The organism is Actinomycetota bacterium (assembly GCA_040905475.1).
Classification (GTDB): Bacteria; Actinomycetota; AC-67; order AC-67; family AC-67; genus DATFGK01.
Map to the genome: position 1 here is coordinate 3,527 of JBBDRM010000161.1, position 14,371 is coordinate 17,897.

The following is a 14,371-nucleotide window of genomic DNA, read 5'->3' on the forward strand; positions in this document are numbered from 1 at the left end:
CGAACGTCACATCATGCGTCGCATCGAAATCATCGTTCAGGAACCACACGTTCCCCCGAACAACCCCCGGCGTGAAAACGCCGTCGTTATCCCAATCCCCGACCACCGGGAAATCAGTCGACCGCCCGAACGCGAACGTCACATCATGCGTCGCATCGAAATCATCGTTCAGGAACCACACGTTCCCGCGGACCACGCCGGGAGTGAATCCGATGTCGGCCTGGGTGAAGTCGGCCTGCGTAGTGGCGACGGGATTGCCGGCCTCGTCGGTTACGAGCGAAGGCGCTCCGGTAGGGTTGACGAACGTGTCGTAGGGGGCCCCGGGCGTCAACGGGGCGTCGGGGTCGATCGTTGCCGTCAACGTGGGAGTCGTCGGGCCGGGGGTGACCGCGGAGCTGAGGTTCGCGCCCGCCCCGTCTGCTCGTAGTACCACGTTGTCTTCCGTTACTCCGACGACCTCCTCGCTGAAGGTCCACACGACGTTGCCGGTCTGCGTCGAAGGGGTCGCGGTCAATTGAGCGGTCGGCGCGCTTGTCTCGGCGGTGATGGTCTCTGTTGTATCGGGGGCGGGGCACGCCAGAACGGAAGTCGCCGGAGTCGTCTCGAACGCGCATCCGAGGAGAATGCTGGGAATCCCCACGGTGAAGTCGTCCGCTTCCTCGACCAGGCTAGAGGTCTCGACCGCCAGGAAGTACGTGTAGGACCCTTCGGCTGCGGCCGGGATCGTCGAAGAGACTCCGACCGTAACGCCTCCGGCTCCGTCGTGGCCGAACGTGCTGACCAGGTCGTCGTCGCCGTCGAGCACGTCGTTCACCGCGCCGTCGTCTCGATAGACCGCCACCCCGGCCGGACTCGCCTGGAGATCTTCGAGCGTCGTGAGGTCGAAGTCCCCGTCCCCACCGACGTCCGCGAGCCGCACCGAGAGACCATCGAACGTCGCGGTGCCACCGGAATCGGTCATATTGATGCCGAAGACCGCTTTTCGGACCTCGGTCCCGATGAGGAACCCGGGCTGCGTGAGATCGGTCACGGTTATCGACGCTGCCAGCGCCGCGGGTGCGGCGAGCATGACCGCAGCGATGGTCCCGACCAGAAGAACCGCCAGCCGGCGGCTACGCACCGAACTCATCGAACCTCCAGCCCCGCGCCCCTGTCACCCGTCTCCGCGATGGAGTCCTAAGCGAGGTCTCGTCCGCTGGCCCGACGTCCTTTAGCGTTCGGCGAACCGGCGGAACAAGCCCTCATTGGCGTCCAGACGTTGCCGGAGCTCTTCCTCGGTCGCGAGGACGATCTGTGTGGGAGCCGTGCCCCAGCGCTCGAGTTCCTCGAAGAGCTCGATCAACGGCGACGGGTCGTCCGTCCGTGGGCGGATGTAGACGAAAAGCATGCTTTCGTCTCCTGCGATGAGCTCGACCTGGAACTCCAGCGCCCTCGGGACCGCCGAGGCCGCCGCGTAGCGGAAGTCGAAGCGGACCGCGCGGCCGTTGAGCCGGACCCGGCGCTGCCACGCGTTCCGGCGCACGCTCGGCCCGACACGGGGGACGGTGCGTCCACAGTTGGGACACGGCTGGCTCGTGACGCCGCCGAGCGCAAGATCGCCGGAGCGCCAGCGCGGCACACCGCCGCCGCGGAAGCCGAGCGGGGTGATCGTGATCTCGCCGGGCGTCTGCTCGCCGAGCGACTGAGCCGTGTCCGGCGAAAGGACCTCGACCAACTCGAGATCGGGGTACGTGTGGAACCCGAAGGTCTCGGATTTTCCGACCGGGACCGCGCACTCGCCCCAAAGGACGCGGCCTTCCGCCGGGCCGTACGCCGCGGCGATGCGAGCGTCGGTCGCTCCGGCCGCTAGGAGCGCTTCGCCGAGTTGCTCCCGCTCGGCTTTGGTCAGCGAGCGTCCGACCACGAGCAAGGCTCGGATCTCGCTCAGATCGAGGCCGGCGCTCCGGGCGGCTTCCGGGAATTCCCCCACCTCGTCCGCGGGGATAGCGATCGCCGTCGGGCGCATCGCGTCGAACGCGACCAAAGCGCGAACGATGTCGCCGCCCTCGCGTCGCGAATGGACCGCGCTCATCCCGACCCCGTGGGCCATGTAGAAGACGCCCCAGAAGTCGAGCGTCGGGCCGAACGGGATCAGGTTGAGAAGCCGATCCTCGCGGTCGATGCCGGTGAGCGCCGCGAGCCGTGAGCCGGCACGCGCGAACAGATCCAGGTCGTCCCGGGTGTACGCGATCGGGATCGGGCCGCCGGGCCCGAACGCGAGGTGCTGGTGGATCGGCCGGGACGCCGCCTCGATGGCGAGCTGCTGGACGTCCTCGCCGCCGAGAAGCCGGGCCGTCGCGACCCGTCTCAACGTGCTGCGGTCGCTGAACCGGCGAACGCCCTCCGCGGTGCCCTGCAGGACGAGCCCACGGGCGCCCTCCGGGTTTCGCACGGGGTCGAGGACCTCCGCCCGCGTCGCCGTCGGGATCTTGGTCAGCTCGTCGAGCCCCTTGAACGTGCGCGCGTCGAGGCCCGCTGCGAGCAGCCGCGCACGGGCCGTGGGCACATGCGCCAGCTGCATCTGAAGCAGGGTTTGGCGCAGCAATTGATCCTGCGAGCGCCGATTGTCCTTGGAGGAAACCTGATCCCAGGGGCGAGCCACGGCGCCTATTCTACGGACGCACCGCTTCCGCGCCTCGCGGCCGGAAATGGCTCGGCAAAGGCCGGCCCGCTACCATCCGCACGCTGTGGAAGAGATCGCACGGACCCCGGCCAGGCTCATAATCACCGGTGAGCGGACGCTGCCCGGCATCCCCGAGGAGAATTACTGGTTCCAACGGCACGTCGTCGCGTACCGGTTCGCCGCCGAACGCGTCGCGGATATGGACGTCCTCGACGCCGGGTGCGGCGAAGGGTACGGCGCCTCGATCCTCGCCGGACGGGCCTCCAAAGTCCTCGGCATCGACCTCGAGAGCGATGTGATCGACCACGCGTCCGAGCGCTATCCGAACGTGCGCTTCGAGGCCGGCGACCTCTCGACGCTTGCGTTCCCGGAAGGATCGTTCGATGCGATCGTGTCGTTCCAGGTGATCGAGCACCTCCAGAGCCCGCGCGGGTTCGCGACCGAATGCGCGCACGTGCTTCGACCGGGTGGTCTCCTCGTGCTGTCCACACCGAACCGGCTCACGTTCTCCCCTGAAGGCGTCCGCAACCCATTCCACACCGTCGAGTTCGCTCCCGAGGAGCTTCGCGGCGTGCTCGAGGAGAGCTTCGACGTCCAGATGCTCGGCGGCACGTTCCACAAGTGGCGCCTGTCCCTGGTCGAAAGCGGCATGCGCAGCAGCATTCCCGAGCGGCTCATCGCCCAGCCGGCCCCGGAGTGGCCGGCCTGGCTCCGCCGGGTCGTTGCAGCGGTCAAACCACGTGACTTCCGGATCAGCCAGAAGCACGTGGAGCGCTCGCTGGACCTGGTCGCCGTCGCGCGCCGTCGGTAGCGGCGGCCCGTGGGCGTCTTCTCGCTCGTCCTTCACACGCATCTACCGTATGTGCGGCGCAACGGCGTCTGGCCGTCCGGTGAGGACTTCTTCCACCAAGCCGCGACCGAGAGCTACCTGCCGATGCTCTCCACGCTCGAGCGCATCGCCGAACGGAACGACGGCGATCCGGCGCTGACCGTCGGCATCACGCCGCTGATCGCGCACCAACTCCAAGACCCCTACATGCTCCGCGAACTTGCCCTGTACCTCGGCCGGTACGAGCTGCGCGCCTGGTGGCAGGTCGCCAACTACAACGACGTCTACACCGAGGAGTTCAAAGACATCGCCGCGTTCTACGCGCGCCACGCGCGCCGCCAGCTTGCCCGGCTGGAATCGCTCCCGAACGGCATCGCCGGCGCCTTCGGGGCGCTCGAGCGCGCCGGCGTCATCGAGATCGCCGGAGGACCCGCCTCGCACCCGGTCCTGCCCGAGATCGGCGAGCCGAGCATCATGCGCGCGCAGGTCTTCCACGGCGTGGCCGAGCTCGAGCGTCACTTCGGGGTGCGTCCCCGCGGGATGTGGCTCCCGGAGTGTGCTTACCGGCCGGGCCTCGGGATCGAGGAGCTCCTCGAGGAGGCGGGCGTCACGCACGTCGTCGTGGACGGTCCGACGATGCTGCGGAGCGACGGTCCTGACGCCACGTTCCGTCCGCGCCGGATCGGCGCGAGCAACGTCGCCGCGTTCGCGCGCAACCTCGACGTCACCTACCGCGTCTGGTCTCCGACGGGCGGCTACCCGGGCAACAAGTGGTACCGCGAATACTTCGCCTACGACATGACGGCCGGATTCAAGAACTGGCGCGTGACATCGGTCCACACGCCGATCGCAGGCAAGAAGCCGTACGACCCGGCCCGCGGAGCCGAAAGAGCCGCCAAGGACGCCGAGGATTTCGTCGCCCTCGTCGATCGGTCGTTGACCGAGCACGAGGAACGCACCGGCGCAGAGGGCATCGTGGTGGCGTGCTACGACACCGAGCTCTTCGGCCACTGGTGGTTCGAGGGCCCGGCGTTCCTCGAGAAGGTCTACGCCCTGCTCGAGGGCCACCCGCGCATCAGGCCGATGTCGCTCGGCCGTGCCCTCGAGGAAGTGCCGCCCGAGCGCTCCGTGGAACTGGCTGAGGGCTCGTGGGGTTTCCGCAAGGACCTCCGCTCGTGGGTCGCCCCGGAGACCGAGGACATGTGGCGGGTGCTCGCCGAGACCGAGTCGGAGACCGTGCGCCTCGCTCGCAAGTTCGCCGAGCCGGGCCCCTCTCAGGGACGCGCGATGTCACAGCTCGCCCGCGAGCTCTTCCTGCTCCAATCGAGCGACTGGCCGTTCATGGTGCTGCGCGGGAAGAACGCCGGCTACGCGCGCGAGCGCTTCGAGGGCCACCGGGAGCGCTGGTCGCGGCTCGCCGACGCGCTGCTCCGACGGATGCCGGCCGCGCCGCTCGATCGCCTCACCGCGGAGCTGGCCGAGATCGACAATGCGTTCCCGGACCTCAGCTACAGCGCGTTCAGCTCGTAAGGCCTCGGCCAGGGGTTCGGCTTGCACGTATTGCCGTTCGTGGTCATGCCCTTGGACTGCTGCATCATCACCGGCGCGTACGCCCCGTCCTTCGAGCATCCGCGGTGATGCTGGCCGAGCGTGTGGCCGATCTCGTGGTTGACGAGCATCTGCCGGTAGACGGGCACCGCTCCGGGCCAATGGTCCGACCCCTTGAACCATCGGTCGGAGTTGAGCACGACCTCTTTGGAGCCGGCGCACGAGTAGTAGTAGTTCACGCTCAGCCCGATCAGCTGCATGCAGCGCTTCTCCGCCGAGGCCGGCTTGCGCAGACCGACCAGCAGCGAGCCGTTCGGGTCGTATCGGAACCGGACCTTGCCGCTCCCGATCCACGAGCGCTCGTCGCAGAGCACCGACAGCAAGTCCTCCACGAACCGCGACGGCGTGGTAGCCAGCCCGTCCTCGACCAGAACCCGGAACCGAACCAGCTTCGCACCCGGCGTCCCGCAGGTCTTGCTCGGCTGCGCGGGCCCGGAGCTGGCGAGGAATGACGGAGCGACGACCGACTTCTTGACCGGCACCGGGGTCGGCTTCGCGGTGGTCTTGGCGGAAGGCATCGTCGTGGGAGCGGCCCCGACATTCGGCGGCAGAAGGGCTACGGCTCGGGTTTGCGGCCGCCCGGCCTCCGCGAGGATCGCGGTACCGGCGCCGCCTCCGAAGCCGAAAAGCAAGCCGACGAGTGCGCCGAACCACACCGGCCGCCATCCGATCTTCAACCTGCTCAGGAGACCCCCCTACGAGCCGAATCTCGAAAGGATATTCAGGGCGACTCTCGATAGCGACTCGCCGCGGAACGATCACCGTTTTGCCCGGTAGTGGACGCGCGTGAAAGGATTCGCCGACCTCAGGGGCTGGCTCATGCGGATCCTCATCCTTTCGTGGGAGTACCCGCCGCGCATCGTCGGCGGCTTGGGGAAGCACGTCCACCGACTGTCGCTCGCCCTCGCCGAGGCCGGGCACACCGTCCACGTGGTCACCCGAGATCACCCGGACGCGCCGCCCGAGGAAGAGATCGACGGCGTCCACGTCGTTCGCGTCGGCGAATACCCGCCGATGGTTCCCTTCGACGAGCTGATCCCCTGGGTGATGCAGTTCAACGTGGGCGTCCTCGAGCGGGCGACCAAGATCCTGCTCGAGGAGGAGGTCGATCTCGTCCACGCGCACGACTGGCTCGTCGGATACGCGGCCGCGGGAGTGAAGAACCTCTTCGACCTTCCCCTCGTGTCGACCGTCCACGCGACCGAGTACGGCCGCCATCAGGGGTACCTCCCGGGCCCGATGAACAAGCTGATCCACCAGATCGAGTGGTGGCTCACCTACGAGTCACGCCGCACGATCACCTGCTCGCGCTACATGCACGACCAGATCCAGGAGATCTTCCAGCTCCCCGCGGACAAACTCGACGTGATCTCGAACGGCGTCGATCTGGACGCGGTGCACAAGCCCGATGGGATCGAGGAGTTCCGCGCCGAGCGCCTCGCCGACGGCGAGAAGATGATCTTCTTCGCCGGACGCCTCGAGTACGAGAAGGGCGTGCAGACGGTCCTCGACGCGCTGCCGCTCGTAGACCAGCAGGTTCCGGTCCGCTTCTTCGTGGCCGGCGTCGGCACGCACGAGCAGGCGTTGCGCGAGCACGTCGAGCGCGACGGCCTCGACGGGCGCGTCGAGTTCCTCGGCTTCGTTCCCGACGAGGAGCTGGCCATGTTCTATGCCGCGGCCGACCTCGCCGTGGTGCCGTCCTTGTACGAGCCGTTCGGCATGGTCGCGCTCGAGACTATGGCCGCCGGCACGCCGTGTATCGCCGCCGACACCGGCGGCCTGCGCGAGCTCGTCGTGCACGACGCGACGGGGTTGCGATTCGAGCCCGGCGACCCCGCCTCGCTCGCCGGCGCGATCCTGCGCTTGCTCACCGACGCGCGGCTCGACCGGCGCCTCACCTTGGACGCGCGGCGGATGCTCAACGACCAGTTCTCTTGGACGTCCATCGCCGATCGGACGGTGGACGTCTACGAGCGGGCGATCCGCGAAGAGCGCCGCCTCCGCCGGACCCACCGGCGCGAGGAGCGCGCTCCGCTCCGCGTCATCCTCGGCCGGTCCGAGATCCTCGGGCTGGCCGGCGAACCCGCAGGCTAGGACCCCGGCCGGAAGTCGGGACTCCGGGCTCCTCAAGCGCCCGGCCGGCGCGGGCGACAATCGTAGAGATGATCGCCTTCCTAGCCGGCATCTGCCTCAAGGGCGACCACACGATCTGCCCTCCCGGCAGCACGGAGATCCCCGCCATCTTCGCCGCGTCCGCGGGCTTCCTCGCGCTGGCCCTCATCGGATTCATCTGGCTCGGCACCCACACCAGGCGGTAACGGCTCGCCTCAGAACCGATAGCCGAACCGCTCCATGTCGGGCCGGAAGACCTGCTCGACGAGCTTGCGCGCCGCATCCGTGTAGTACGACCGGTAGTCCTTGTCGCGTGGGGTGGGATTAAGGTTCGGCATCTCGAGGCCGGTCGGCGCACCGAGCTTCCGCAACACCTCGTCGAGATCCTCGTGGAGCCGCTCGAACTGCATCACGTGATCCATGCCGGCGAGGTAGCGTCCGTACATGTGCTGCGGCCGGACGGGGACGCGCTCACCGCTTCGCCACGGACGGACCCGGCTCGGATGCGTGTACCGCTCGGTCACCCATTCGCTGAAGCTCATGTCGGCCGACCTCCGGACGTCCTCGAGCGCGCGCGGCTTCCGGTGAAGGAACGAATCCTTGTCGTCGACCAGCTCGGCGTAGGTCGTCTTGTTCTTCACGTACAGGGACACCAGCGAGTCGAACGGGTTCCGCACCGCGCAGAACTTGAAGAGCTGCGCCGGCTTCTCCTTGGCGATCAACCCGTAGTCGAGGAGGTCGGCCAGCGTGCTGTGCTTCGAGTCGACGAGCAGCCGGCCGTTCTCGTCGAGGATGTCCTTCCACGGCACCCGCGCGACCTTCAGATGCGGAACGAGGATCCCGTACGCGATCGAAGTGCAGCCCGTCCTCGGGGACATCACGAACAGGAACTTGTACGCCTCGGAGATGTACGCCATCGCTCGCTGTGGCTCGATCAGGTTCCGCGTTGCCCGGTGCCGACCCGCGTCTTGAGGACCTTCGCCGGGACCCCGCCCACGATCGACCGCGGCGGGACGTCGCGGTTGACGAGCGCGTGCGATGCCACGACCGAGCCCTCACCGACCGTCACGCCTCGGAGGATCGTCGATTTCTCCCCGATCCAGCAGTCGCGCCCGATCACCACCGGCGATTTCACGATCCCCTGCTTCTTGATCGTCACGTTGAGGTCTTCGTACTTGTGGTCGAAGTCGCAGACGTAGATCCAGTCCGCGAAGATGCAGTCGTCTCCGATGTCGATGTCGAGGTAGCAGTTGATCGTGTTCTTGGCTCCGAACACCACTTTGTTGCCGATGCGCAGATTCCCTTCGTGGCAACGGATCGCGTTCCCCTTGCCGATCCAGACCCATCGCCCGAGGGTCAGCCGTCCGTAGCCGCGACGCGCGTACACCTCTACCTTCGGCCCGAGGAACACGAAGCCCTCGGTCTTGATGTGGGGGTGCGTGATCTTGAATCTCAGGAACCGGATCCCGAGGACCCAGTATCGCCAGGTGTAGAGCCGGTGCGACCAGATGAAACGCAGCGTCCGCCCGACCCGGACCGGGAACGAGCGCCCGAGCGCGGGGGGCGGCGGAACCGGCGCGAGCTCCGGCCCGCTGGCGGGGATGACTTCGGCGGCTTCGGGGACGACGGGCTCGGGGCCCGCGTCGGCCTCAGCGACGAACGGTCTCGGGTCCTCCATCGGGTGCGAGATTACCGCGCCGCCGAAGGCTTCTCCGCATAGAAGAGCAGGTTGTAGAACAGGGGCTTGGGCACGAGGTGGCGCGTCACCGCGTCGTCCAGCCGGTACAACCGCAGGTAGTTCCGGTACGCCCAGTACGCCCACCGCTCGCCGAGCAGGCCGGGAGCGGCCAGCGCCTCGACGGTCCGCACGCTCCAGCCGAAGAAGCCCGACACGAACTCCTCGGTGCGTATCCGGAGCGAGCCGAAGCCGGCGTCGCGCAGCCACCCCTCCACCATGTGCGGGTGGAACTCGTGCAGATCGACGTGTCGCTCCAGGGCGGCGGCGGGATCGTCGTGCTGCGTGACGGCGCGATCGGGGTTCACGAGACCGGGCCGTACGCGCCCGATCGCTTTGAACGCGGTGGCCGTCGCCCGCCGCGCGACCTTGTTGACCGCGTGGCCGATGCGGGTGGGCTCGCCCGCGATGACGAGCACCCCGCCCGGCTTCAGCACCCGGTAGCACTCGGCGAGCGCCGCCGGCACGTCGGGGAGGTGGTGGAGTACCGCGTGCCCCACGACCAGATCGAATGAGCCGGTCTTGTACGGCAGCGCCTCCGCGTCCGCGTCCCTCCCCTCGAGGTTCTTGAGCCCTACCAGGCGTGCGTTGCGCTTGCAGACCTCGACCATGCCGGGAGAGATGTCGGTCGCGAACGCCTGACGGACGAGCCCCGCCTGCCAGAGATTGACGATGAAGAACCCCGTCCCGCAACCGATCTCAAGAACCTTGTCGTACTTGCGGACCGGCGCGACCTTGGTGAACTTCTCCTTCGCGTACGAGATGCAGCGCTCGTCGAACGAGATCGACCACTTGTCGTCGTACTGGGTGGCCTCCCAGTCGTGGTAGAGGATGTTCCTGGTCTTGGCGTCGAGCTCGGCCGGGTCGTGGCGCAGATCCGTTCGCACGGTGCTCATAGGCGCACAGCATTAGCGGCCGGCTCCGGAAGAGCAAACCTGGCGCAGGTCATGATCGGTGGGGCTCTTGGACCCATGGACAATCCGGGACGAACGCGGGTAGTATTCGCGCTCACACTGTCCGTAGCAAACCTAGCACTGAACGCGGCCGCATCCGTCGTCGTAGAGGACTTGGGGGGACACGTGAGACGCTTCATCCTGATCGCTCTCGTCGTGGTCATGTTCGCCGGGCTGCTGGGGTCGCCGGCGCGGGCCGCGGCGTGCACCAACGACAACTTCGCCGACGCCCTCGAGGTCGCCGGCCTCGACCACGGGGACTCCTGCGACTCGACCGCCGCGACCACCGAGTCGCCCGCGGGCGAGCCGGGACCCAGCTGCGCGGCCGGCAAGGGCTTCGGCAAGACCCTTTGGTGGAAGTACACGCCGAGCGTCGCCACACAGAGCCACGTCAAGATCAACACCTACGACAGCAGCTACAACACGCTGATCGCGCTCTGGGAACAGACGGGCAGCGGGTTCGGCGGCCTCGTGGAGCGGGCGTGCAACGACCAGCTCGCGATCCACAAGACCTCGCGGGTCACCCAGGCGCTCACGCTCGGGAAGACCTACTACATCCAGGCCGGCGGGGTGAACAACGCCGGCGGCACCTTGAACCTTCGGGTGAAACCGCGGATCTGGAAGGTGGGCGTCGTGCGCGGCGACGACTGGTACTTCAACAACACCTTCGATGCCTTCGCCGAGTACCACATCGTGTACGGAGCCAGCTCGGACGCGAAGCTCGTCGGCGGCTGGGGCGGTCACGGGGTCGACACGCCGTGGGTTCGGCGCGGCAACCTGTGGATCGCCAACGACTGGTTCGACAGCGGATTCGCGAAGCAGTTCGGCTTCGGGAAAGCGAGCGACTTCCCCATGCTGGGCGACTGGAACGGCGACGAGATCTTCACGCCGGCCGTCCGCCGGAACAACACGTGGTACTTCAACAACGGTCACGATGGCCTCCACGATTTCAGCACGCTCTACGGTAAGAGCACCGACTTCCCGCTGGTCGGCGACTGGAACGGCGACGGGATCTGGACGCCGGGCGTCCGGCGCGGCAACGTCTACTACCTGAACAACGGCTTCGACGCGACCCACGACATCCCCGCCTTCGCGTTCGGGAAGTCGACCGACTTCCCCGTCTTCGGCGACTGGGACGCCGATGGCAAGATGACGCCGGGGCTCGTTCGAGGCAACGTCTGGTACCTGAGCAACGGCTTCAACGGCGTGCAGAACGTGGGGACCTTCGCCTTCGGCCAGGCTTCGGATCGCAAGGTCGTCGGGGACTGGAACGGCATCGTCGAGATCGAGTAGCAGCGGAGCGACCCGGAGGCCACCCGGCGGGTGGCCTCCGGCCTTTCAGCGTCCTGTGAACGTCGCTTTGCCGGGACCCTCTTCGATGAACGAGCGCATCCCCGCCTTCTGGTCCTGGGTCGAGAACAGGCCGACGAACAGCTCCCGCTCGATCAGCATGCCGTTCTGTAGATCGACCTGGAGCCCGCGGTTGATCGCGATCTTCGCGGCGCGCAGAGCCACCGTCGGGCCGCGCGCGTAGCGCGCAGCGATCTCGACCGCCTTGGCGTAGACCGCGTCTTGCGGAACGACCAGGTCGACCAGTCCTATCTCGAGCGCCTCGACGCATTCGAGGAACCGTCCGGAGAAGATGATGTCCTTGGCGCGGGCCGGCCCCACCAGGCGCGGCAGCCGTTGCGTCCCCCCCGCTCCGGGGATGATGCCGAGCAGGATCTCGGGCTGACCGATCTTGGCGTTGTCGGCCATGACCCGGAAGTCGCACGCGAGCGACAGCTCGCAGCCGCCGCCGAGTGCGAAGCCCGTGATCGCCGCGATGACGACCTTTGGGATCTCTTCGACCTGGCTGAAGACCGCCTGGAGGCCGCCCATCCGCGCCATCATGTCGAGCGGCTCGGCTTCGGCCATCTGCTTGATGTCCGCCCCGGCGGCGAAGAGCTTGTCCCCGCCGAACACGACGACGGCCCGCACGCGTGGATCGGTGGAGGCATCTCGGGCGGCGACCTCGAGCTCGGCAACGACCTGATCGTTGATCGCGTTCATCGGCGGCCGGTCGAGACGGATCGTGCCGACCCCGTTCGCTTCGTCGACGAGCAGATTGACGAACTCACCCACGACGCACCTCACTTGGTCTCGAGAGAGCGCCGGATTCTATCAAGGGTGCGCAGCGAGCCAGTCCTGGAACTCGGCCGCGAGCGATTCCCCTCCGCGGGGCGGCTGCTTCTCTTCCAGCCACGAGGCACGCTTGGCATCGTCGTCGAGAACCACCCACTCGTACCCGTACGTTCGGGGGCCGGCCCAGAACGGCGCGGGGAGCCAACGTTCCTGCACGAGCTCCGCGACCGCCGCGTAGCCGACCCGCGACCGGCCGGCCCAGAACGCGTCGACGTCGTACAGCGGGCTGCCTTTGGTTCGAGCACGCACCTCGTCGACGCCGAAGTATTCGCCGATCCAGCCGATCTTGACGACGGCGCGCGCAACGTATAGCCCGCCGTTGAGCTGAACGTGAACGATGTCGCCCTCGAACGCGCCGGCCTTGTGCGCGGGACCACGTCGATCGCGGGTCTCGACCGCGAATCCGAGACGCGGTCCCTTGGACGAGCCCGTCAGGTGCTCGAGCTTACGGATGACGACTTGGTCCACGGTGTCAGGAGGGTACCGCCACCGCGCCCACCTCGACATCGTCGAGCAGGAACCGGATCCGCTCCGCTCCGCGAACCGTGCCGAGGTCGAGGGCGAGGAACGATTCCAGCCCGCCGAGCGCCGACGCGCAGAACTCGGCGGCAGGAGACGACTCGGTCGCGGTGACGGTGATCACATCTCCGTCGCTCTTGATCTGAGTCGTCTTCACGCTGTAACCGAGACACCCCTCGACCCTCCACCACGCAGCGACGCCGGCTTCGGTTGGGAGCAACGGCGGCAGCGCGTTGGCGGAGCCGGCCTGGCACGCGTTCTGCCGGGCCCAGATCGCCTGCCATTCGCCGGCGTTCATCGCCAGCGCGAACTCCGGCCCGCGCACGCACATGCCCGCATTCTGTTTCTCGGAGATCGCGCGGAACGAAACGTCGACCGGTCCCCCGCCGGGCAGGATCGCATCGTCCCCGCAGGCGGCAAGCAGCAGGAGAGAAACCACGACGAGGACCCGTCTCATGGCGTTCAGACGCTAGCCGACCCGAGCCGGTTCCGCCCGCTAGGATGCGCGGCGTGCGACTCCCTGGACGCCTCGGGAATCGCCGGCGGATCGATGAGGCCGGCGAGCTGCGCCGCGACGGCGACGCCCCCGGCGCCATCGATCTTCTCGCGCCCGTGCTCCTGGCCGACCCCGAGAACGCCGCGGCGAACGTCGAGATGGCTCGGGCACTGCACGTCCTCGGCGACCTCGAAGGGGCGGAAGAGCACTACCGGCGCGCGATCCGCGAAGAGCTCGAGTACGCCCTCGTCGTCGAGCTCGCGGGCGTCGTGGGTGCCGCCGGCCGCGTCACCGAGGCCGAGGAGCTGCTCGGCGCCGCGCTGCAGATGACGCAGGTCGAGGAAGGGCTCGACCCCGGCGAGGCTCTGCTCGTCAGCGCGACGCTCGCGGCCGGCCAGGGCCGTCCCGACGACGCTCGCGCGATCCTCGACGAGATCGAAGCGGGATCGCCGGGGCCGAACGTTCGCGAGTACGCGTCCCGGCTTCGCGCCAAGCTGCCCGTGCGCTAGGTAAGCGGAGACGGCTGGAGCCCGAACTGCGCGATCGCTTCGCTCGGATCGGCCAGCTGATCTCGCCCGTAGAGGGCCGAGAGCTCCTTCGGGACGCCGCGCAAGACTCGCCCGAGCGCTCCTCCACGTATGCCGAGACGTGCCGACAGCTCGGCGACGGTTAGGGCCTCGGGGCCGCCGAGCTCCCAGGCATCGCGCAATTCAGCGTCGCGGGTATCGGCCGAGACGAGCATCGCCGCCACATCGCCTACCGCGATCGGGTTGATCCGCGCGTTCGTCGACAGGCCACGCTCCAGAGCGAACGAAAGCGCCGACCCCTGGCCGAGTATCGGCGCGCACCGGAAGATCGCATGCTCGAGCTTCGAGGCGCGGATCGCTTTCTCGGCCCGCCCCTTCGCGGCGAGATACGGATGCTCCGACGCGGGATCGGCGCCGAGCGGCGACAGGAACAGGATCCGCCGAACCTCGGCGTTCTCGGCCGCGCGCAGCGCGACCTCCGTCGTGTCGAGATTCAGCCACTCAACGCTCACATCGCCCTCCGGCAAGGGCCTACCGATCAGATGGACGAGTGTGTGCACCTGCTCGAGCGCGGACTCGAGCCGGCCTTCATGGTCGGCCTCTCCGATCGCGACCTTCACGCCGAGCTCTCGGTACTCGGGGACGTCCTGGCGCACGTAGACGCGGACCTGACCGCCGGCGTCGACGAGCATAGGGATGAGCGCGCGCCCGACGCAGCCGGTGGCGCCGGTAACGAGGACGGGCAT

At 67.9% G+C, this 14,371-nt stretch carries 16 protein-coding genes; 6 read left to right on the forward strand and 10 right to left on the reverse strand.

Annotation, left to right across the window (positions count from 1 at the left end):
* Both WEB06_19675 and WEB06_19680 read right to left on the reverse strand, forming a co-directional pair.
* On the reverse strand, positions 1-1,129 hold a 1,129-nt coding region (locus WEB06_19675), incomplete at its 3' end, for a hypothetical protein (GenBank protein ID MEX2557836.1).
* Between the two features lie 81 nt (positions 1,130-1,210).
* On the reverse strand, positions 1,211-2,641 hold the full coding sequence (locus WEB06_19680; GenBank protein ID MEX2557837.1) for a hypothetical protein: 1,431 nt from the start codon (positions 2,639-2,641) through the stop codon (positions 1,211-1,213).
* Between the two features lie 85 nt (positions 2,642-2,726).
* Between WEB06_19680 and WEB06_19685 the strand changes: the two genes are divergently transcribed.
* A complete protein-coding gene (locus tag WEB06_19685) occupies positions 2,727-3,473 on the forward strand; it encodes a class I SAM-dependent methyltransferase (GenBank protein MEX2557838.1) in 747 nt (248 codons plus the stop codon).
* Between the two features lie 9 nt (positions 3,474-3,482).
* Positions 3,483-5,021, forward strand: coding sequence for a 1,4-alpha-glucan branching protein domain-containing protein (locus WEB06_19690; protein MEX2557839.1), 1,539 nt, complete (start codon positions 3,483-3,485; stop codon positions 5,019-5,021).
* On the opposite strand, the gene WEB06_19695 is transcribed toward WEB06_19690, so the two are convergent.
* A complete protein-coding gene (locus WEB06_19695) occupies positions 5,000-5,755 on the reverse strand; it encodes a DUF3152 domain-containing protein (protein ID MEX2557840.1) in 756 nt (251 codons plus the stop codon). The two genes, WEB06_19690 and WEB06_19695, sit on opposite strands and share 22 nt — an antisense overlap.
* Before the next feature lie 130 nt (positions 5,756-5,885).
* Between WEB06_19695 and WEB06_19700 the strand changes: the two genes are divergently transcribed.
* On the forward strand, positions 5,886-7,193 hold the full coding sequence (locus WEB06_19700) for a glycosyltransferase family 4 protein (GenBank protein ID MEX2557841.1): 1,308 nt from the start codon (positions 5,886-5,888) through the stop codon (positions 7,191-7,193).
* 68 nt (positions 7,194-7,261) lie between these two features.
* The gene (locus WEB06_19705; GenBank protein MEX2557842.1) at positions 7,262-7,417 is read left to right on the forward strand and encodes a hypothetical protein; all 156 of its coding nucleotides are present in this window, start codon (positions 7,262-7,264) and stop codon (positions 7,415-7,417) included.
* Positions 7,418-7,426: 9 nt separating this feature from the next.
* On the opposite strand, the gene WEB06_19710 is transcribed toward WEB06_19705, so the two are convergent.
* Genes WEB06_19710 through WEB06_19720 form a run of 3 tightly spaced genes read right to left on the reverse strand, consistent with a single transcriptional unit; the run spans position 7,427 to position 9,842 of the window.
* On the reverse strand, positions 7,427-8,128 hold the full coding sequence (locus WEB06_19710) for a sulfotransferase family 2 domain-containing protein (GenBank protein MEX2557843.1): 702 nt from the start codon (positions 8,126-8,128) through the stop codon (positions 7,427-7,429).
* A gap of 17 nt (positions 8,129-8,145) precedes the next feature.
* A complete protein-coding gene (locus WEB06_19715) occupies positions 8,146-8,889 on the reverse strand; it encodes an acyltransferase (GenBank protein ID MEX2557844.1) in 744 nt (247 codons plus the stop codon).
* Between the two features lie 11 nt (positions 8,890-8,900).
* Positions 8,901-9,842 (reverse strand): methyltransferase domain-containing protein, encoded by a 942-nt coding sequence (locus WEB06_19720; protein ID MEX2557845.1) that lies wholly within the window; start codon positions 9,840-9,842, stop codon positions 8,901-8,903.
* 183 nt (positions 9,843-10,025) lie between these two features.
* Between WEB06_19720 and WEB06_19725 the strand changes: the two genes are divergently transcribed.
* Positions 10,026-11,192 (forward strand): hypothetical protein, encoded by a 1,167-nt coding sequence (locus WEB06_19725; protein ID MEX2557846.1) that lies wholly within the window; start codon positions 10,026-10,028, stop codon positions 11,190-11,192.
* 45 nt (positions 11,193-11,237) lie between these two features.
* Here the strand turns inward: WEB06_19725 and WEB06_19730 are convergent, their stop codons facing one another.
* Genes WEB06_19730 through WEB06_19740 form a run of 3 tightly spaced genes read right to left on the reverse strand, consistent with a single transcriptional unit; the run spans position 11,238 to position 13,059 of the window.
* A complete protein-coding gene (locus WEB06_19730) occupies positions 11,238-12,023 on the reverse strand; it encodes an enoyl-CoA hydratase-related protein (GenBank protein MEX2557847.1) in 786 nt (261 codons plus the stop codon).
* A 39-nt stretch (positions 12,024-12,062) separates the two neighbouring features.
* Positions 12,063-12,551, reverse strand: a complete 489-nt coding sequence (locus WEB06_19735) for a hypothetical protein (GenBank protein MEX2557848.1) — start codon at positions 12,549-12,551, stop codon at positions 12,063-12,065.
* Positions 12,552-12,555: 4 nt separating this feature from the next.
* Positions 12,556-13,059: a hypothetical protein gene (locus WEB06_19740; GenBank protein ID MEX2557849.1), complete on the reverse strand. Its 504-nt coding sequence runs from the start codon at positions 13,057-13,059 to the stop codon at positions 12,556-12,558.
* A gap of 53 nt (positions 13,060-13,112) precedes the next feature.
* Between WEB06_19740 and WEB06_19745 the strand changes: the two genes are divergently transcribed.
* A complete protein-coding gene (locus WEB06_19745; protein ID MEX2557850.1) occupies positions 13,113-13,607 on the forward strand; it encodes a tetratricopeptide repeat protein in 495 nt (164 codons plus the stop codon).
* Here the strand turns inward: WEB06_19745 and WEB06_19750 are convergent.
* Complete coding sequence (locus WEB06_19750) at positions 13,604-14,371, reverse strand: NAD(P)H-binding protein (protein MEX2557851.1); 768 nt, start codon at positions 14,369-14,371, stop codon at positions 13,604-13,606. The genes WEB06_19745 and WEB06_19750 overlap by 4 nt on opposite strands.

Coding starts and splice junctions, on each gene's coding strand:
- WEB06_19705 (MEX2557842.1), top strand. CDS start 7,262: ATGATCGCCTTCCTAGCCGGCATCTGCCTCAAGGGCGACCACACGATC.
- WEB06_19750 (MEX2557851.1), bottom strand. CDS start 14,371: ATGCCCGTCCTCGTTACCGGCGCCACCGGCTGCGTCGGGCGCGCGCTC.
- WEB06_19720 (MEX2557845.1), bottom strand. CDS start 9,842: ATGAGCACCGTGCGAACGGATCTGCGCCACGACCCGGCCGAGCTCGAC.
- WEB06_19740 (MEX2557849.1), bottom strand. CDS start 13,059: ATGAGACGGGTCCTCGTCGTGGTTTCTCTCCTGCTGCTTGCCGCCTGC.
- WEB06_19710 (MEX2557843.1), bottom strand. CDS start 8,128: ATGGCGTACATCTCCGAGGCGTACAAGTTCCTGTTCGTGATGTCCCCG.
- WEB06_19715 (MEX2557844.1), bottom strand. CDS start 8,889: ATGGAGGACCCGAGACCGTTCGTCGCTGAGGCCGACGCGGGCCCCGAG.